Annotated in this window: 17 protein-coding genes; 14 read left to right on the forward strand and 3 right to left on the reverse strand. The window is 52.1% G+C overall.

Going from position 1 to position 18,268, the window contains the following annotated elements:
- Positions 1-295: 295 nt before the first annotated feature.
- The 10 genes from DWU89_RS08765 (at position 296) to porN (ending at position 9,815) form a co-directional block, all read left to right on the forward strand.
- Positions 296-1,087 carry an O-methyltransferase gene (locus DWU89_RS08765; RefSeq protein WP_115499274.1) on the forward strand — a complete coding sequence of 264 codons (792 nt, stop codon included), beginning with the start codon at positions 296-298 and terminating at the stop codon, positions 1,085-1,087.
- A 721-nt stretch (positions 1,088-1,808) separates the two neighbouring features.
- Complete coding sequence (locus DWU89_RS08770) at positions 1,809-2,372, forward strand: cob(I)yrinic acid a,c-diamide adenosyltransferase (protein ID WP_115499275.1); 564 nt, start codon at positions 1,809-1,811, stop codon at positions 2,370-2,372.
- A 71-nt stretch (positions 2,373-2,443) separates the two neighbouring features.
- Positions 2,444-2,665 (forward strand): DUF2795 domain-containing protein, encoded by a 222-nt coding sequence (locus DWU89_RS08775; protein WP_005633363.1) that lies wholly within the window; start codon positions 2,444-2,446, stop codon positions 2,663-2,665.
- Positions 2,666-2,929: 264 nt separating this feature from the next.
- On the forward strand, positions 2,930-3,181 hold the full coding sequence (locus tag DWU89_RS08780) for a hypothetical protein (protein WP_115499276.1): 252 nt from the start codon (positions 2,930-2,932) through the stop codon (positions 3,179-3,181).
- Between the two features lie 4 nt (positions 3,182-3,185).
- Positions 3,186-3,602 carry a type II toxin-antitoxin system VapC family toxin gene (locus tag DWU89_RS08785; RefSeq protein ID WP_115499277.1) on the forward strand — a complete coding sequence of 139 codons (417 nt, stop codon included), beginning with the start codon at positions 3,186-3,188 and terminating at the stop codon, positions 3,600-3,602.
- 42 nt (positions 3,603-3,644) lie between these two features.
- Complete coding sequence (locus DWU89_RS08790; protein WP_115499278.1) at positions 3,645-4,589, forward strand: PorP/SprF family type IX secretion system membrane protein; 945 nt, start codon at positions 3,645-3,647, stop codon at positions 4,587-4,589.
- Positions 4,590-4,592: 3 nt separating this feature from the next.
- The gene (gene porK / locus DWU89_RS08795; RefSeq protein WP_115499279.1) at positions 4,593-6,020 is read left to right on the forward strand and encodes a T9SS ring complex lipoprotein PorK/GldK; all 1,428 of its coding nucleotides are present in this window, start codon (positions 4,593-4,595) and stop codon (positions 6,018-6,020) included.
- Positions 6,021-6,037: 17 nt separating this feature from the next.
- Entirely contained in the window at positions 6,038-7,102 is a 1,065-nt protein-coding gene (gene porL / locus DWU89_RS08800; protein ID WP_244205880.1) for a type IX secretion system motor protein PorL/GldL, read from the forward strand.
- A 6-nt stretch (positions 7,103-7,108) separates the two neighbouring features.
- Entirely contained in the window at positions 7,109-8,677 is a 1,569-nt protein-coding gene (gene porM / locus DWU89_RS08805) for a type IX secretion system motor protein PorM/GldM (RefSeq protein ID WP_115499281.1), read from the forward strand.
- A 46-nt stretch (positions 8,678-8,723) separates the two neighbouring features.
- Positions 8,724-9,815, forward strand: a complete 1,092-nt coding sequence (gene porN / locus DWU89_RS08810; protein ID WP_115499282.1) for a type IX secretion system ring subunit PorN/GldN — start codon at positions 8,724-8,726, stop codon at positions 9,813-9,815.
- Between the two features lie 3 nt (positions 9,816-9,818).
- Here porN and DWU89_RS08815 read toward each other — a convergent pair whose 3' ends face one another.
- Positions 9,819-11,789, reverse strand: a complete 1,971-nt coding sequence (locus tag DWU89_RS08815) for a helix-turn-helix transcriptional regulator (protein WP_147292110.1) — start codon at positions 11,787-11,789, stop codon at positions 9,819-9,821.
- 944 nt (positions 11,790-12,733) lie between these two features.
- On the opposite strand from DWU89_RS08815, the gene DWU89_RS21260 reads away from it, so the two are divergent.
- The 4 genes from DWU89_RS21260 (at position 12,734) to DWU89_RS08835 (ending at position 17,612) form a co-directional block, all read left to right on the forward strand.
- Positions 12,734-13,126, forward strand: coding sequence for an endonuclease domain-containing protein (locus DWU89_RS21260; protein WP_115499284.1), 393 nt, complete (start codon positions 12,734-12,736; stop codon positions 13,124-13,126).
- A gap of 209 nt (positions 13,127-13,335) precedes the next feature.
- Entirely contained in the window at positions 13,336-16,788 is a 3,453-nt protein-coding gene (locus DWU89_RS08825; RefSeq protein ID WP_115499285.1) for a GLUG motif-containing protein, read from the forward strand.
- Positions 16,789-17,064: 276 nt separating this feature from the next.
- A complete protein-coding gene (locus DWU89_RS08830; RefSeq protein ID WP_115499286.1) occupies positions 17,065-17,373 on the forward strand; it encodes a nucleotidyltransferase domain-containing protein in 309 nt (102 codons plus the stop codon).
- A complete protein-coding gene (locus DWU89_RS08835) occupies positions 17,370-17,612 on the forward strand; it encodes a hypothetical protein (RefSeq protein WP_115499287.1) in 243 nt (80 codons plus the stop codon). The genes DWU89_RS08830 and DWU89_RS08835 overlap by 4 nt, the downstream gene beginning before the upstream one ends.
- 14 nt (positions 17,613-17,626) lie before the next feature.
- Here the strand turns inward: DWU89_RS08835 and DWU89_RS08840 are convergent, their stop codons facing one another.
- Both DWU89_RS08840 and DWU89_RS08845 read right to left on the reverse strand, forming a co-directional pair.
- A complete protein-coding gene (locus DWU89_RS08840) occupies positions 17,627-17,941 on the reverse strand; it encodes a type II toxin-antitoxin system RelE/ParE family toxin (protein WP_115499288.1) in 315 nt (104 codons plus the stop codon).
- Positions 17,938-18,201, reverse strand: a complete 264-nt coding sequence (locus DWU89_RS08845; protein ID WP_115499289.1) for a hypothetical protein — start codon at positions 18,199-18,201, stop codon at positions 17,938-17,940. The genes DWU89_RS08840 and DWU89_RS08845 overlap by 4 nt, the downstream gene beginning before the upstream one ends.
- Positions 18,202-18,268 lie beyond the last annotated feature (67 nt).

Raw genomic sequence — 18,268 nt, forward strand, 5'->3', positions numbered from 1 at the left:
CGTAGGGGCGGTTCGCGAACCGCCCAAAGCCCTGTAAGGGCGACAGATCATAGCCCAAGGCGTGAGCCTTGGGTTTACACACGACCATCTCCCGTCTTCGAGCCCTGTAAGGGCGATACCTTGTGACACAGGATGTTACCGGTGCCGCCCTTACAGGGCTAAGAGAAGGGGGAGAGATACGTTTCCTTAACCCAAGGCTCACGCCTTGGGCTGAGATCTGCCGGGCTTACAGCCCTAAGACAACGTCGCTAAATCATCATTTACCCCCGAAGGTAAAACCTATAATTAATAATTCATGCAGATAATCCCCAAAGCTAATACACTAAGAAAAGGCATACTTCTTTATCGAGGCATCCGTTACCGCAAGGGTTTCGGCGTCCATTCCCCTTTTGTCTTCAACCTGATTACGAAAGTGATCGAGGAACGTTGTCCCTATTACAGCTTCTACGATATCGAACTGATCCGTAAGCAGCTTCTTTTCCGCGACAATCGGATCACTTATCCCGATCGCCGGCAGAAAGGCCGGTTGCGCAGCCGTACGATCGGGCAGATCGTCGAGCGGGAAGCGATCCAGGCGAAACACGGCGCTTTGCTCTTTCGCCTGGCCAACTATTTCAAGTCCCGGCATATCCTTCAGTTCGGCCCTTCTATGGGCCTGTCTACCTTGTATCTGACTTCCTACTCGCCGGATGTGCGGTGTATCGCTTTGGAGACTGTCCCCGAGTTTGCCTCTATCGCCCGTATCGCTTTCGACAAAGCGGCGCGCAGCCCGATCGACTTGCGTGTCGGCAGCTATAAGGATTTACTGCCCGAAGCGCTGAAGGAGATGCCGCAGCTCGATTTCGTGTTTTTCAATACCCTGTATGAGCAGCAAAATAACCGTTGGCTGTTCGAAGAATGCCTGAAGCATGTGCACGGCGATACGGTCTTCGTCTTCGAAGGCATCAAGGCAAGCCGCAAGATGCGCGACTTCTGGCAGGAAATCTGCCGGCATCCGGAAGTGACCGTGACGATCGACCTCTATTCGATGGGGATCGTTTTCTTTAACAAGAGGCTGCATAAGAGGGATTATATTGTTTACTTCTGATATAAAATTGGGGTAATAACTCTTAACTTGCAACTATTTTAGGGGGCTTATTGTATAAAACGGATTTTTCAGTCTCGAAAGACATCCGAAATTCAATAAATGTCAACCCACTTTTCAGCCGTCAAAAAGGGACTTTTTCTTATGATCCGGAACCTTATCGCCATGAAGAGGGACTTTATCGCTCTGATCCGGAACTTTATTGCCCTGAAGTCGGACTTCATATAGCACGAAGTCAATCTTTAAAGCGATGAAGTGCCGGGTCAAGGCAATTTTCTGCGCACTTCACGGCAACAAGCTTCCAAAATTTTCTTTGGATATTTGGAACGCCGTCCGTTTTGTTTTGAAATATTCGATTCTCCGGGAGTTAAGGTTTATCACATTGTCGGTGTTTTCGCCTTTTCGACAATCAAATTGCACACTTTTTGGAATGGGCTCGGCACCTTTTTTTATAGAGTGTCGGCCGGGAAGGCTAAAACCATGAAAAGAGTCAATTCAAAATCGATCAAGATTTCGGGCGAAATAGAAAAACGGCTGAAAAGGGGGTTATTGTATATTTCTTTTTTATTAATACAAGCCTTTTTATTTCTAAATCGCCTTTCCCATCGAAATAAATAATCCGAATCCTTGCACAGCTCATAGATTCTGGCGAATATTGTACTCCTTTTTTGCAACATCCGGCGAGGATGTACGCTTATATAATAAAGAACCAAGTTATTGTCATATGAAAAAGAGCATAATATACACCGGTACCGGTGATAAGGGGACCACTTCCCTGGTGGGTGGACAGCGCGTATCGAAGGCACACCAGCGTATTGAGAGTTACGGTACGGTCGACGAACTGAATTCGTTCATCGGTTTGTTGATCACTTCTTTGGAAGAACAGGCCGACCAGGATTTCTTGCTGTTCGTCCAGCACAAACTGTTTACAATCGGCTCCTATCTGGCAACCGACCAGGAAAACACCGAGCTGAAGGTGGAAAGCTGGGTGACACCGGAAACGATCACCCGCATCGAGAAGGAGATAGACCGCCTCGACAATGAACTGCCTAAGATGCGCAACTTCGTTTTGCCCGGAGGAAGCCGCTCGGCATCACTGGCGCATGTCTGCCGTACGGTCTGCCGGCGTGCCGAACGCCAGATTTACCGCTTGGCGGAGACGATACCTGTTGAAGAACCTGTTCTCGTTTTTATGAACAGACTGTCTGATTATCTGTTTGTTCTGGCGCGCAAGGAATGTCTGCGGAATAATGGCAAAGAAATTATTTGGGATTATACTTGCATCTAAAGAATATTGTTTTATTTTTGCGGAAAATTTGAGAACCTAACCACCGAGGTGGTTATTAATACTTGACAGCTATGTATTGGACATTAGAGTTAGCTTCAAAATTGGAAGACGCACCCTGGCCTGCAACCAAGGATGAATTGATTGACTATGCACAACGTTCAGGCGCTCCACTGGAAGTGATTGAAAATTTGCAGGAAATGGAAGATGAGGGTGAAATTTACGAATGTATGGAAGACATTTGGCCCGACTATCCAAGTAAAGAAGACTTTTTCTTCAACGAAGAAGAATATTAGATTCTCGAAAATAAATTAGAACATTAAATATCAGCGCGATGAACAATTAGGATTGGTTTGTCGCGCTGATGTTTTATACTATGTGGCACTTTTGGAAAGGTGAATATTTGGGTGAAATTCGCTTTTCTAAAAGTGTTTCTTTATATTCGTACGATCGGATTAACTGGAATGTTCGGGTGAGCCGTGTTTGTATTGAACGCCTCGTTTGTTTTTCTCGGCTTAAATACTTATTTTTGTAGAGTTAATAATTTAAGGACGAATATTATGGATGATGCTTTAAGCTTGACAAATTCATATTGGAATATGTTGAAGTCACTCAGCAATGAAGTTAAATTGCGTCTGGCTGCCCGCTTGACCGAATCTGTGATTCATTCGGAAGAATCCGTTAAAGATCTTACGGAAGAGATGCTGGATAAATATAGTGGTGCATGGAGTGATAGCCGTGATGCGGACCAGATCGTAAAAGATATATATGACGGGCGTCACTCTTCCGGTAAGGAGCCGTTACAATTCTAAATATATGAAACGTAAATATTTACTTGATAGTAATATTTGTATTTATCTGCTACGTAATAAATACGGAGTGATGCAAAGGATTATGAGGGAGGGATGGGGTAATTGCTGTATCTCTGAAATAACGGTTGCAGAACTTTTGTATGGAGCGGAGAATAGTGATAATCCGGAGCGAAATGTTCAGTTAGTCAACTCTTTCTGTTCGGATATGGAGGTTCTTCCTATTTCTAATATTATATCTCTGTATGCAAACCAAAAGTCTTTATTGAAAAAGCAAGGTACCTTGATTGATGATATGGATTTGTTTATTGGTTGTACAGCCATTGGTTACAATCTTGTTATGGTAACAGAAAATGTCAAGCATTTGTCTCGTCTGAAAGGTATAAATGTAGAAAATTGGGTAATTAGAGAAAAGAATGGATAAATGAATATACAATTTATTCTTTTTTGTTCCGTTTCATGATATATGAAGAAATATCTCCTGCTTATTATTCTTTTAGTTACCAGTGTCACGGGGGTGCGGGCGCAATACGACTCGCAGCTAAGCCAGTATTTCATGGCGATGGGATACTATAACCCGGCGTATGCAGGTGTTTCGGGAGATTTGAACATGCTGGCTCTCTCACGCCTTCAGTGGATCGGGATAGAGGGAGCTCCAAAATCGTTTTTTATCAATGCGGATATGCCTTTGAAGTTAGGTAAGACCAATAACGGGGTGGGAGTGGTTATCTTTACCGAAGGGATCGGTCTGTTCCAGAATACGCATCTGAACTTGCAGTATGCCTACAAACAGAAGTTGTTCGGGGGGACGTTGAGCGCCGGTATCCAGTTCGGGTTCGTGAACCAGTCGTTCGACGGCGAAAAGGTCTTTTATCCGACCAGCCAGTTCCACCAGCAACAGGACGAAGCGATCCCACAGAAACAGGTGAACGGTATGGGGTTCGATATGAATGTCGGCCTTTATTACACGCATAAGAAGTTTTATGCCGGCTTGGGCGTCACGCACCTGAACAAAACGGAGATCGCCTTGGACGATTATTCCTCTATGTATCTCACCAGCACATATAATTTCACGGGCGGATACAATATTCAGTTTCGAAACCCGTTGTATGAATTACAGCCGTCTGTATTCCTGAAAACGGACATGCAGAGCTTTCAGGCGGATATTACCGCCCGGCTGGTATATAATAAGATGTTTAACGGAGGTTTTTCCTGGCGTGTGAATGAGTCGGTGATCCTGTTGTTAGGGGCGAAGATCGGAAGTTTTCAAGTGGGATACGCTTATGATTTTCCAACCACACCTATCTTTAAAGGGACGAGTGGAAGCCACGAGGTTGTGGTGAGCTACAAATTAAAGTTGAAGAAATCGAAGTCAGGAAAGAATAGACACAAAAGTGTACGTATATTATAGTATATGAAAAAAGTATTGTTAGTACTTGCGGCAGTAGCCTTGTTTACCTCATGTGGCAGAACCCTCTCCGGCGGCGGGGGTGAAGTGACAGGGGTACGATCGGTTGCGTTTAACGAACCGGCCCCTTACGGGATGGTTCTGATCAAAAGAGGCTCGTTCGAAATGGGACCCGCCGATAAGGATTCCCTGTGGGGGATCAACCCGGAAACGAAAGGCGTCTCTTTCGATGCTTTCTGGATGGACGAGACGGAGGTGACGAATGCCAAATACCGCCAGTTTGTGTATTGGGTGCGCGACTCCATCATCCGCGAACGCCTGGCCGATCCTGCCTATGGCGGCAACGACCTGTTTAAGATTACCGAAGACAAATACGGAGAACCGGTTACTCCGCATCTGGACTGGAGCCGTCCGATCCCTTGGAAACGTGCCAATGAAGACGAGATCCGGGCGATCGAGAGCGTCTACACCGTAAATCCGGTGACGGGCGAGAAGACGTTGGACCCGAAGCAGATGGTCTATAAATATGAGTGGTACGACTACACATCGGCCGCCCTGCGCAAGCATAATCTGGACCCCGCCGCCCGTGTGCGCAATACCGATATACAGGTCGACCCGAACGAGGTGATCATGATCTCCAAAGATACGGCATACATTACGGAAGAAGGTGAGATCGTGAACGAAACCATTACCCGCCAGCTGAGCGGTCCCTGGGATTTCCTGCATACCCGCATCGTGAATGTCTATCCGGATGAAAGCTGCTGGGTGAACGACTTCAACAATGCTTACAACGAGCCTTATATGCGTATGTATTTCTCGCATCCCGGCTACGACGATTATCCTGTAGTGGGTGTTTCCTGGGAACAGGCTACCGCTTTCTGCGTATGGCGTACCGACTTGTTCAAGCAATCTCTCAATTTCCCCAGCGGACAGGCGATCGAACCGTTCCGCCTGCCGACCGAAGGCGAGTGGGAATATGCAGCCCGTACAGGCAAGAACGAAAACAAATATCCCTGGGCCGGTGACGACTTGATGAACAGTAAAGGCTGCTTCCTCGGTAACTTCAAGCCCGGAAAAGGCAATTATACGGAAGACGGACATCTGATCACTTCGCGCGTCGGTTCCTTCGCCCCGAACGAATTCGGCCTGTTTGACATGGCGGGTAACGTGGCGGAATGGACCTCGACCTCTTATTCCGAGTCCGGCCCGAGCCAGATGAGCGATATGAACCCCGACCTGCGCTATAACGCGGCTAAGGAAGACCCGTACGCAATGAAGAAGAAAGTCGTTCGCGGCGGTTCCTGGAAAGACGTGGCACAGTTCATCCGTTCGGATATGCGCACCTTCGAGTACCAGAACGAAACACGTTCTTACATCGGTTTCCGTTGCGCCCGTACACAGATCGGTTTCTCGAGAGGTAAAAGCAAGAAATAACAAAGAAATATACAATCATGGGAAAATATAGAAGATATAAGAACAGAGTCGAAATGTACCTCGCCAGCGAAAAGGGTAAGCGGGTGCTGAACTTCTGTTATAGCTGGGGTGCTTCCATCGTAATTATCGGCGCCCTGTTCAAATTATTACACTTGCCGTATGGTAACCAGATCCTTTTTATCGCCATGACGGTCGAAGCGTTGGTATTCTTTATCTCTGCATTCGAACGTCCGAACAAGGAATACCACTGGGAAGAAGTGTTCCCCGTCTTGAAGTCTAAAAACCCGCTGGACCGTCCGGACTTTGCCAATAGTACGATCTCGGGCATGATGAATGCGGCGGAAGAGGATGAGACCGGTAGCGGTCTGAACATCAGCCTGGGTGGCAAGCCTGCCTCTGGTTTGGGTAACCTCGGCCTGGATGTGAGCGAAGAAGACACCAAGAATCTCTCCGACAGCATCAAGAAGCTGAGTGGTGCAGCCGAACAGATCTCCAAAATGGCAGAACTGACGGAAGCCACCCAGAAATATCTGGAACAACTCTCCGGCATGTCCGAACACATGGAGCGTTTCAGCCAGGTGACCAGTTCGCTGACCAACGTGTCCGACACGCTGCTTAATTCCTATAAGAGCATCACGGACAATTCCGACGGCATCAACCAGAATTCACGCGGTTATGTGCAGCAGATGGAGATGCTGAACCGCAATATCTCCGGTCTGAACACAATCTACGAAATACAGCTGAAGAGCATCAGTTCTCAGATCGAATCGATCGAACATATCAACGGCGGCCTGAACCGCATCCGCGAAATGTACGACGGCTCTGTAGTCGACAGCTCTGTCTTCCGCAACGAAACGGAAAAGATGACGCGTCAGCTGGCTGAACTGAACCAGGTCTACAGCCGCCTGTTGCAGGCCATGACAGTCAACATGGGCTATCAACAACCTGCACAGCCGCAGCAACCTGTTTACCAACAGCAGCCGCAGCAACAACAGCCGCAACAGCAGAATTACCAGCAGCCGTATCAGCAGCCGTACGGATACCAACAGCAGGCTCCGTATTCAAACAACCCAATGAAGTAATCGAATATGTCAGGAATAGCAAATAATCCCAATTCGCCCCGTCAGAAGATGATCAACCTGATGTATCTGGTGTTCATCGCTATGATGGCACTCAACGTGTCGTCGGAGGTGCTCGACGGTTTCGAACTGGTGGAAGACAGCTTGCGAACCTCTATCGATAATACTTCCAGCCGCAACGATATTGTCACTAATGAGCTGAAAGACTATTATCAGAGCAACCCCGAAAAGGTGCGCGAATGGTACGAAAAGGGTATGAAGGTGAAAGAAGCTTCCGACAGCCTGTACAACTATGTGCAGGACCTGAAGGTGCGTATCGCACAGATTGCCGACGGTAAGAATGCCAATGTCAATAACATCGACCATAAGGACGACCTCGAAGCCGCTTCCCGCGTGATGCTCTCGCCTGTCTCGGGTGAAGGGAAGAACCTGCGTAAAAGCATCGAGGCCTATCGCATGATGTTGGGCGAGATGGTGGAAGACTCCGCCAAGACCCGCATTATCGAAGCGAGCCTGTCGACGACGGCGCCTCATAAGCCGGGAATCAATACCCGTACGTGGGAGGAAGCCTTGTTCGAGAATATGCCGGTAGCGGCAGCCGTCACCTTGTTGACGAAGATGCAGAGCGACATCCGCTATGCCGAAGGTGAAGTCTTGTCGAACCTGTTGAGCAGTGTCGACGTGCGCGACTATCGTGTGAACCAGATTACCGCCCAGGTGATTCCGGAAAGCCAGATCGTGATGCGCGGCAGCCAGTATAGAGCCAATATCGTTCTCTCTGCCGTCGACTCGACCAAGCGTCCTTCCGTCTTTGTGAACGGTAAGGAACTGCCTTACGACGCGAACGGCATGTTTACGGCCGTAGCCGGTACGCCGGGCACTTATCCGGTGAAAGGATATATCGAAATGCCGGGCAGTGACGGAAGCGTCATGCGCCGTGAGTTCGAAAGCGAATATTTCGTGACCGAGCCGAGTGCGACGGTTGCACCGGTCTTGATGAATGTATTGTATGCAGGATATGTCAACCCGATCCGTATCGCTGTGCCGGGTGTACCGAGCAGCAATGTGACGGCCACGATGACAAACGGAACATTGACGCGTAAAGGCGACCTCTGGGAAGCGCGTCCTGCAACAGTCGGAACAGACGCTATCGTCTCTGTCCATGCCAAGATGGCGGACGGGCGCAGCGTAGAGATGGCGAAGACGACTTTCCGTGTCCGTCCCCTGCCGGACCCGATGCCTTTTATCGAGTATAAGGACCAGAACGGCAACGTCCGCAAATTCCGCGGCGGCCAGTTCTCCAAACGGAGCCTGCTGGAAGCCGACGGCATCCAGGCCGCTATCGACGACGACCTGCTGAACGTGCCGTTCAAGGTGTTGAGCTTCGAGCTTACCTTCTACGACTCGATGGGTAACATCATCCCGGAAGTCACGCAAGGCAGCCAGTTCTCACAACGCCAGAAAGACTATATCCGCCGTCTGGCAAGAGGCAAACGCTTCTACATCACCCATGTGAAAGTGTTAGGTCCGGACAATAAGGAACGAACCATTCCGACCGTCGAAGTAATCGTAAATTAACGAACGTAGGGGCAGGTTCCAAACCCGCCCCCAAATAGATAAAGATATGAAACGTTTTTATTACATAGCAACCCTCGTTGCCGCCCTGTTCGCCTCCCTCTCCATGCAGGCGCAGGAGGAAGCCGGCAACGCGCAGCAGCAACAGCAGAGACGGCGCGGTCCCGAAGCGAGTCGTGGCGCCCGTGCCGACGAGAATAAAGAAGGCGGCATGCCCGAGTTGACCGTGCGTGCACAGGATATGAACGAACGGATGACGCAGCACGTCGGCAACGCCCGTTGGATGCGTGTCATCTACCGCCAGATAGACCTGACGAAGGAGCAGAATGCGCCCCTTTACTATCCCACCCAGCCGATGAACGGACAGATGAACCTGTTCTCCATCATCTTCCAGCTGGTCTGCGAGGGTAAGCTCTCCGCCTACGAATACCTGGACGGCTACGAGGACTTCAGCGACAACCGCAAGCTCGACCTGAAAGTCATGCTCGACCGCTGCCGCATCTACTACGAAGAGACGGCGGGTGCTAATAACGAACCGGCCAGCTTCGTCGTGAACGAAAGCGACATCCCTTCCGGCGATGTGCGTTCCTACTATGTGAAGGAAGCCTGGTACTTCGACCAGAACAACTCCGTGTTCGATGTCAAGACACTGGCGATCTGCCCGATCCTGACGATCGTGGACGATATGGGACAGAACACGATGCCGATGTTCTGGATTCCGTACGAAGACCTCCGTCCCTACATCAACACCGCCTATATCATGACGTCTAACATCAACAACGCCATGACCTTCACGCTCGACGACTACTTCCGCCGCCGCATGTTCCAGGGCGATATCTTCAAGACGCAGAACCTGATGAACCAGCCTCTGCAAGCCTATTGCCCGACACCCGACTCGTTGAAACGCGAACAGGAACGCATCGAGAACCAGCTCGTCACCTTCGAGAAGTCTCTCTACCTGCAACCCGACACCGCCCAGCTTGCCGCCGACACAAAAGGCAAAAAGACCAAGAGCGCAACCGTCTCCGCCCGCGGCCAGAAAACAGAAGCCGTCAAAGAAAGCAAGCAGAAGGAAGTCAAAGTAAAAGCCCCCAAAGCCCAGAAGAGCGCCCCGGTCCGGAGTGTACGCCGGCGTCGGTAGTTGTTATACTAACCCCTGCAAAAACTCCTCCAACACCACCCCCGTCTCGACCAGTCCCAACCGTTTGCGCATGCGGCTACGGGCTTTGTTGACGCCGGAGCGGGAGATGCCTAAAGTAAGGGCGATTTCATCGTTGTTCAGTTTCAGGAACAGGAGCATGGCGATCAGTTCGTCCATGCGGGTCAGGTCGGCACACCGGCTGTGCAGGGCCGGAAGATAGTCCGGGCAAACCGACTGGAAGCTCTGCCGGAAGTTCGCCACCTCGCTGGGACCCGAGAGCGGTTTCGACAGTTTCGCATGCAGCTCGCTGATATCCCGCCGGCGCGAAGCCTCCTTGAGTTCCTGTTCCCGTTCGCCCAAGACCTGCGAGAGCTTGGCATATTGCTCATCCCGCGTATGCACCCCGTCCAAGAGAGAAGTAATCTGTGCCAGGCGCGCTTCGCTGACCCGGCGTAACAGCCGTTGCCGTTGCCGGAAATAAAGTCCGCCCGCCAGGAGAAGGAACGCTAATGCCCCCGTCGACACCCATGCTAACGTCAGCGTACGCCCTTTCAACGCCACCTCCGCCGTCAACGCCCGGTTCTCCTGCTCCTTGCGCCCCGTCTCGTAGCGCACGTTCGCACCGATAGCGGCGTTCAGTTTCTCTTCCCGGTTCAGCGAATCCGCCGCCGCCATGGCAGCAGGATATAACGCCGCCATTTCGCGCAACCGTCCTTCCCGTACATACCAGTCGAGCAAGACGTGCGACGAGGCGGCATACTGCTCTTGCCAATCCATCTGCGCCAACTCGCCCACCGCCTGCTCCATCAGCCGGATACCTTCGCCCGTTGATCCCGAGGCAGCCAACACCTGTCCGTAGAGGAATCGCGCCGGCACCTTGTCCACCAAGCGTGCCGCCGTACTGTCAGCATAAAGCGCGGCCGCCTCCCGGAGCAGTTCCGGGGCGAGGCCCGTGTACGGTCCGCCATCGGCTTCGCCGGCAGCCGAGAGTTGCAGCTCAATAGCCGTACGCCGGCAGATGTAAACCCGCGTCCGGTCGCCCGTCCGTCGGGCTACCTCCTCCGCCTTGCTGTTGTAGAAGAAGGCCGAGTCCCATCGGTGCAGTTCCGAGAAAGCCAACGAGCGGAAGCGGCAAAGGTCGCTCAACAGGAAACTGTCCGCCGCTAAGGAACACTCCAACGCGTCGGCCGTCGTCTCAAGCGCCTTGTCGTTGAGGCTGAACGAGCTGTAGAGCGCCGCCAGGTTGGCGTAGGCATAGACCGTCCCCTGTGTCGGGCGGGCGGCAGGCTCATGATGTCCCGCCTTGCCGCTCGTCCACCGTCCGCGCTCGATTGCTTCGATAAAGAGCTGTGCCGCCTTTTCATACTCCCCGTTGCGGCGGTAGTAGTAGCCGAGGAAACTTAGCACGTACGGCGCATCCTTCGTCCGTCCGCCCCGGCGCAGCGCCTCGACGGCGCGTTCCTGCATCGCAATGGCGGCCTGCGGCGTCCGGCTCCAATAGTTGTAGACACGCGCCATGGCGTCGGCGGCGAAAAGCTCCTGCGCTAAGTCGGCGGCCGGCGGGGTGCCGGCAAAGGCATCTGCCAGGCGGAGGGCTTCCTCGCCGTCGTTTGCCGTGCTGTGGTTGAGCGCCGAGACGGCAGGCAGGAGCGGATGCATATAGCGCGCGAGGAACGGATGATCCGAGGTGCGCAGGCTGTCGAAGAAAGCCGTCAGCGTCTCCGGCCGGCGACTGTCGTTACCCGAACGCAGCAGGGCGAGGCAGAGGTTGGAGACGGCCTCCTTCAACGTGTCCGGATTGCCCGCCGGATGTTCGGGTAGCTCGCGGAGCACGCGGCGCGAGAGGACGATCGCCGAGTCATATTGGCGTGTCTCATACAGCCGCGTGGCGGTACGGGCCGCCTCAGTGAGTTCGTCTTGTGCGAAGGCGTAGCAGGGGAGGATAAGGAGCAAAAAGAGGAGCAGGTGTTTCATGATACCGCGTTTTATGTCGTTTTCGGGGGTAAAGATAGGTATTTCATGCATTTGTCCCACGGTTTGTCCCACGGCTTTTTATGGCGGTAAGCAAAGTAAACCATACTTTTGCAGCGGTCGGGTGAAACAATTACCTGCCTGAATGTTGGTAAACCTGAAACCTTTCCCTATATTTGCCGTGCGAGTGCAGCAGAAGACCCGCAAGCCCGGAGCGCCGGTGCTTCCCTCTGTCCGCCCTCGGCATATATTGATTTCGGAAAGCGTTTTAAGATATCATCTCTTGCCAATCGAACTTCGCAACTTTGATTCATTACTGGAGAGATGGTAGCAACAAACGCTCACGTGCATTGTTTGTATATAGGTGGCCCCCTCGGCCGTATATATAGGATAATGGCGTGAGTGCTGTTGCTTATCTTCAGTAAAGGTAATGCGAAGACCTGATTGGCAAGATAAGCGTAAACAGTAACTCACGCTTTTTTTGTGCCCGTATGTGTAGGGGCGGTTTCTCACCGGTGGTGAGGTTATAAGGTCACCGATGGTGAGGTGGTAAGGTTGGAGATGGTGAGGTGGTAACATCACGGACGACGATGTGGTAACATAGCAGAGCCAGATGTGGTAAGTTCATAGAGCGTGAAGCGGTAAGTTCATGGACTGTGAAGTGGTAAGTTCATAGAGCATGAAGTGGTAAGGTCACGGGCTGTGAATAAATAGCTAAAACTCCCTCCCCCGCTTTCGCGGGTACTCCCTCTATAAACAGAGGGAGAGCTTGAGATAGTTTTAGATGCTATGGCAGACACTATATAAACTGATTATAAACTGTTACTAATACATAAACTAATTATAAACTAATACATCCTACAGCTCTCCCTCTATTTATAGAGGGAGTACCCGCGAAAGCGGGGGAGGGAGTATACATATTATATAATATAAACAACACATACACCATGCAACACTCCAACCGCCCCACTCTTCTCACCTTCCGCCGCGAACTCCGTACCGCCGGAACGCCGGCCGAAGCCTTCCTCTGGACCCGACTCAAAGGGCGGCAGATGAACGGAATGCGTTTCCGCCGGCAGTTCAGCGTAGACTGCTTCATACTCGATTTCTATTGTCCCGAATGCCGCCTGGCCGTCGAGCTGGACGGGGCGGGGCATTTCACGGAAGAGGGGCGCATCTATGACGAGGCACGGACTGAGTATCTCGGGCAGCTGCACGGGATACGGGTGATCAGGTTTGAGAATAGGGAGGTGTTCGAGCATATAGAAGGGGTGCTGGGGGAGATACGGGGGGAGATGTTACAACTCCCTCCCCCGCTCGCGCGGGTACTCCCTCTATGAATAGAGGGAGAGCTTTAGATAGTTTTAGATGCTATGCTTGACACACAAACTTGAGATAGTTTTAGATGCTATGTCAGACACTATAATAAACTAAGTATAAACTGTTACATCAACTGATTATTAACTGTTACATCCTTTAGCTCTCCCTCTGTTTATAGAGGGAGTACCCGCCGCAGGCGGGGGAGGGAGTAACTAAACACAACATCATCATGAAAACAACCCTCTTCCTCCTCTCCCTCCTCCTCCTTTCCCTCCCGGCAAAGGCGCAAGGCGGTGGAACAGACCCCGAGAAAACCTTCTGGCACGACCAGCTCACAGACGTAAGCGTCGGCAGTAGTTCCGACAGCCCGACCGACGTCGCCTTGTCCGTCACCGACAACGACACCACCTACACCGTCAAAACCGCGAAAGGCCTCGCCTGGATTGCCAAAGTCACAAACGACGGCCTCTTCTATAAGGCAGATGACGAAACTAACACCGCCAACTACCCCCACCGCCCCGGCTTCGAGGGCTGCACGGTCGAGCTGTACGGTTCTTTAACCGACGACAGCCTCTCCCTCCGCGACCACTACTGGACGCCGATAGGGGACAACCTCAGTAAACCTTTCAAAGGCGCCTTCGACGGCAACCATAAGCTTGTGGCGGGGCTGAAGGCGGATACGACGGTAACAACGCAAGGTGCTTTTGTCAACGTCGGCCTGTTCGGGTCTATAAAAAATGCTTTGGTCAGCAACGTCGGTGTTTGGGTTGCGGCGGAAGGGATAAAAGGCAACGCACCTAATTGCTATGCCGGTGGCATAGCCGGTTATAGCGGAAACAGCACTATCCGCAACTGCTTCGTCTCTGGTGATGCCGGTGCTACTATAACGGGGGAAGGTTCATGTTCGGTTGGCGGTATCGTCGGGGATAATTATGGGACAGTGGAGAACTGTTATGCAACCGTCGATGTATCTGCGTCGGGTAGTAAAAGTATTTATGCCGGTGGAATAGCCGGTACTAATGAACTAGGTCACTCTATCACTTCCGTGTATGCCACAGGAAAGGTTGAGGGGACAAACACCTCCTCTAACTACTATGTCGGCGGTATCACCGGCACTAACTACGGCACTCTCTCCAAAGCCCTCGCCTTGAACAAGAAGGGACTGTCGGGGAGTACTTCCGGTTCTGGTAATCAGCCTTACCTCGGACGTATATCCGGTTATAAAGGCTCTTCTTCCTCCTTCTCGCAGTGCTACGCCTCTACCAAGATTAATATAACGTCTACACCTGATGGCAGTTACTTCGACGGCATCGACGCCGGCCTCACCACCGACCTTTTCCTCTTCCCGACCGGCGGTGAAGGTGCCGTCTGGACAACCAGCGGCACCGGCACGCCCCCCGACAACCTGCCGAAACTCAGCACCTTCAGTGCTGTTGCCTCAGCTGGCAACCCCGGTCAACCCGCGCTTGCCAAGGCTGAGTATCTGGAAGAGCTTCCTCTTGGTAAAGAGGGGAATCCGTATGTGATAGACATCTCGTCGGTTTCTTCGGGGGATAGTAAGAACCAGTACAACTATTCCAACGGCCTCATCACCCTCCTGAAGCCCGACTCCTGCTATCTCATTAAGGGTAAAAACAGCAGCAACGTCCGCACCCTGACCCTTACGCCGGAGACCGGTACGCCAAATGACCTGTCGAAACCCTACCACCTCTACGCCCAAGCCGGTTGCGCCCTCGACACCCTCCTCGTCCCGGCAGGCACCGCCTGCATCATCCAGGGCGACAGCCTCCGCTCCAAATCCTGCCAGGTCAGAGGCGGCACGCTGACGATGGAGGTGCCGGTGGTGCTCGAGATGCCGAAGGCAAAAGGGTCGAGTGGGAACTACTGGCAGTATAGCAGTCTCTATATCGACGGCGGCAGCGTGACGGTGAATGATACGTTGAGGGCGTATGTGTCCGGCGGCTATGGCATCTATACCCAATCCTCTTCCAAGCTCACGATCGGAAGCAAAGGGGTTGTCTATGCTTATGGATCAGACCGGGGATGTAACCTGTTTAGTAACTCACAAGTAGTGATTGAAGACGGCGGCATCCTGCGGGCAGCAGGAGGTTTGGACGCTTTATATATCGGAAGCAGCAGTTCTCTCTCTTTCCCGGCAATAAAATGGGAGTTCTACTACTCTTTTCTTGACGACGCCAGACTGACACTAAAGAAGAACGGCGGCAACGAGGTTGCCGCCACCTTCTCCGAGAAGGTGTTCGGTTCCTATTTCACCGAGGCAGAATCGTTCGCCGCCAATGTAGAGGGCAATACCACCGTCTATAACTTATATCAGGAGGGGAGCGCTACACCGTTTAACGGTCGTGTGTCGATAAACGGACAATATGCAACTACCTATACAAACGAGTTTACTGCACCGGAAAGTAGCGGGTTGCAGTATTATGGCTATGTGGGGCTGCCAATGGAGGAGTTTACTACTCCCCCGGATAGCATAACCCTGACCAACCAATACACATATCGAGTAGGGAAGGTGGATAAAGATACGCACTTCGACAACGTGCTTTCCTGTAAGGTGAAGAAGTTGTGTATAACGACGAGAGGGACTAACCATGTCCTACTGAAAGGTGTTACCATCACCGACAGCCTGTTGGTGAAGGAGGACGCTTTCTTCTATTTGTTAGACAATACCGTTAATATGCTCGGGAATGTCCGGGTGGAGCATGGCGGCTCTTTAACTTTGAATATAGGCGGCAACGGTACACTCGCGTCGACTACTTTTGCGAACAGCGGTACTTTTATCGATCGGATCGGCCTGGTCGACCGGGTCAAAGCCTCCGTTACCTCTGGCGACACCCTTCTCATCTCCCGCCCGTCCGTTAGCGGGACGGCGGAGGTCGCTCCCGGCGGCAAGACTACGCTGACGGTTGCCGGCGTCTCGGAGCAACAGGGGGCGAACAACACTCCTGACCTCACGTATGTTTACGATTGGCAGGAATGGAAAGAAGACACAGGCTGGACTTTTGTGAGCTTTGGAGGTTCTGCTTCTTTAGAAGTGGGGAAAGGCAAGTACCGTTGCAAGGTCGCTTATCAGCTGAAGGATGCCGGCGAAACCTCTTCTGCCTATACCGCCCTTTGCTCCCTCCCCGTCGAAGTGACCGAGAAGAGCGCGCCTCCCTACATCCCGCCTGTCGTCAGCTACTACACGGTCACCCTGCCGGAGGTCGAAGGCGCACGGCTGGACAAGACGGGCAGCCATACGGTCGAGGAGGGCTACAGCTTCCCTTTCCGCCTGACGCTCGACGCCGACTACGACCGGTCCCAGCCTGTCGTTACCATCGACCGCCGCGGCACTGAGACGCTCACGCCGGAGGTGCTGGCGGACGGCTCGCTCAAATACCGCATCCGCGATGTGGAGCAGGACCTCACGGTCTCGATCACCGGCATCGTCCGCAATGACGACCCGACGGCCACGGGCTCCGTGCCCGCTGCCGACGTCTGTGTCCGTTCCTTCGGCAACCTCCTCCACATCACCGTCCCTGCCCCGACGTCCGCCCGCCTCTACGACTTCCACGGCCGCCTCCTCCGCACTGCCCTCCTGCCGGCAGGCAGTAGCACGCTGCCGAAACCGGCCGGGCCGTGCATCGTAGTCCTCGGCGGCGAGTCGTTCAAGGTGGGGGATTGATGGGTGGATAAACACCCGGCCTTGCCGGATTCCTCTGTGGGTTTCAACCTCCTTTCAAATACCTGCAACCTCGCTTTGCATGAAAGGGGCTAAAGCCCGCAGAGGAAGAGGCTTTGCCTCATGTCCTTTTCCCCCGTCCGTTGAAACGGCCGGCAAAAGAGAAACTGCGGCGGTGGGCGGCCCGCAATCTTTCATAGAGATTGCGGATATCTCGGATTATTACTATATCTTTGTGTGCAGTACGTATTTACTAACTAAAGAAGAAAGGAGTTCTGTATGACCCGTCCCGAAATAGTCAACCGCATTCGCGAAGCTCTTCGCCGTGTAGCTCCTGGCTCCCAAGCCATTCTCTACGGCAGTGAAGCCCGTGGCGATGCCCGTCCGGACAGTGACATCGATTTATTGATACTAATGGATAAAGAACGGATAACGTTGGAAGACAAGATGAAGCTTGCAGAGCCTCTTTATGACATCGAGCTGGAAACCGGTATCCAGATTAATCCGTTTGTCGAGGCCTTGAAGGAATGGGGCAAGCGTTTCTCCCCTTTCTATGAGAACGTGATGAAGGAAGGGGTGCGGATATGACAACAAAGCCTTATAAATATGATGAAGACGACGCCCGTGAACCACAGCGCGTCTCTGAACCGGAGGAGGAAGAGGAAGACCTGATGCCCGGTGGTGTCCCAGCCCTGCAATTCACCAGGGAAGAGCTGATAGCTGCACTCCAGAGATCGGAAGAAGACAGGCAAGCCGGACGTGTTTATACTTCAGCCGAAGTGCATCGGCGGATGGAAGAAAAGTTTCCTTTCCTGTGCAAAGAATAAAGGGGTCGCCCTCCTTAAATGATTTCTCTTAACTTGCCAGGTGATTGTCTGCAATCCCGTATTGCGACGATGTAGATAGTTGTCTCTTCTATGAAATATACAAGCTTGAAGTGTTTACCGCAGACTAACGAACGGTAATGTTCGGGCAGGTCTTCCAATATAGGCTCGATTTGACCGAGGTGAGGGGATTTCGCCAAGCGGTCCGCGTCTTTCAATATGGCATCTGTAAACTTTTTTGCGGCATGTCTGCCCATAGTGTTAAGGTACCAGTTCTTTTGTTGCTCGAAAGCGGCCTTTGCCTTTTCGAGCCAGATAACGGTGTAGGTCATTGTTCTGCTATTTTACGCATCTCTTCTTGTGTATAGGTTTTGCCTCCGTTGCGGAACTCTTGGGTCGAGCGGATAACGGTTTCCCTGAATGCTTCATCGGTCATGACTAAAGGGCCTGGACGGTCTTCTGTTTTTGCCGCCCCCGACTTGCATATACGGTGAACGTATTTCTTAACCTTCTCGATCGTCTCGGCATCCTCTATGGAAAGAATGGATTCAATAAGGCTTTGTTTGCTGGTTTGTAACTCTAATGCTGTCATATTACTTCCGGTTAATGGATGATGATTGCAAAGATAGTGATTTAAGCGGATATCTCGGATTATTGCT

It is taken from the genome of Parabacteroides acidifaciens (genome assembly GCF_003363715.1).
In the GTDB taxonomy this organism is placed as follows: Bacteria; Bacteroidota; Bacteroidia; order Bacteroidales; family Tannerellaceae; genus Parabacteroides; species Parabacteroides acidifaciens.

Excerpts from the sequence above, each read along its gene's own strand:
- DWU89_RS08840 (WP_115499288.1), bottom strand. The coding sequence starts at position 17,941 with ATGACCTACACCGTTATCTGGCTCGAAAAGGCAAAGGCCGCTTTCGAG.
- porN (WP_115499282.1), top strand. The coding sequence starts at position 8,724 with ATGAAACGTTTTTATTACATAGCAACCCTCGTTGCCGCCCTGTTCGCC.
- DWU89_RS08815 (WP_147292110.1), bottom strand. The coding sequence starts at position 11,789 with ATGAAACACCTGCTCCTCTTTTTGCTCCTTATCCTCCCCTGCTACGCC.
- DWU89_RS08845 (WP_115499289.1), bottom strand. The coding sequence starts at position 18,201 with ATGACAGCATTAGAGTTACAAACCAGCAAACAAAGCCTTATTGAATCC.
- DWU89_RS08765 (WP_115499274.1), top strand. The coding sequence starts at position 296 with ATGCAGATAATCCCCAAAGCTAATACACTAAGAAAAGGCATACTTCTT.
- porK (WP_115499279.1), top strand. The coding sequence starts at position 4,593 with ATGAAAAAAGTATTGTTAGTACTTGCGGCAGTAGCCTTGTTTACCTCA.
- DWU89_RS08770 (WP_115499275.1), top strand. The coding sequence starts at position 1,809 with ATGAAAAAGAGCATAATATACACCGGTACCGGTGATAAGGGGACCACT.
- DWU89_RS08830 (WP_115499286.1), top strand. The coding sequence starts at position 17,065 with ATGACCCGTCCCGAAATAGTCAACCGCATTCGCGAAGCTCTTCGCCGT.
- DWU89_RS08775 (WP_005633363.1), top strand. The coding sequence starts at position 2,444 with ATGTATTGGACATTAGAGTTAGCTTCAAAATTGGAAGACGCACCCTGG.
- DWU89_RS08785 (WP_115499277.1), top strand. The coding sequence starts at position 3,186 with ATGAAACGTAAATATTTACTTGATAGTAATATTTGTATTTATCTGCTA.
- DWU89_RS08825 (WP_115499285.1), top strand. The coding sequence starts at position 13,336 with ATGAAAACAACCCTCTTCCTCCTCTCCCTCCTCCTCCTTTCCCTCCCG.
- DWU89_RS08835 (WP_115499287.1), top strand. The coding sequence starts at position 17,370 with ATGACAACAAAGCCTTATAAATATGATGAAGACGACGCCCGTGAACCA.
- porL (WP_244205880.1), top strand. The coding sequence starts at position 6,038 with ATGGGAAAATATAGAAGATATAAGAACAGAGTCGAAATGTACCTCGCC.
- porM (WP_115499281.1), top strand. The coding sequence starts at position 7,109 with ATGTCAGGAATAGCAAATAATCCCAATTCGCCCCGTCAGAAGATGATC.
- DWU89_RS21260 (WP_115499284.1), top strand. The coding sequence starts at position 12,734 with ATGCAACACTCCAACCGCCCCACTCTTCTCACCTTCCGCCGCGAACTC.
- DWU89_RS08780 (WP_115499276.1), top strand. The coding sequence starts at position 2,930 with ATGGATGATGCTTTAAGCTTGACAAATTCATATTGGAATATGTTGAAG.
- DWU89_RS08790 (WP_115499278.1), top strand. The coding sequence starts at position 3,645 with ATGAAGAAATATCTCCTGCTTATTATTCTTTTAGTTACCAGTGTCACG.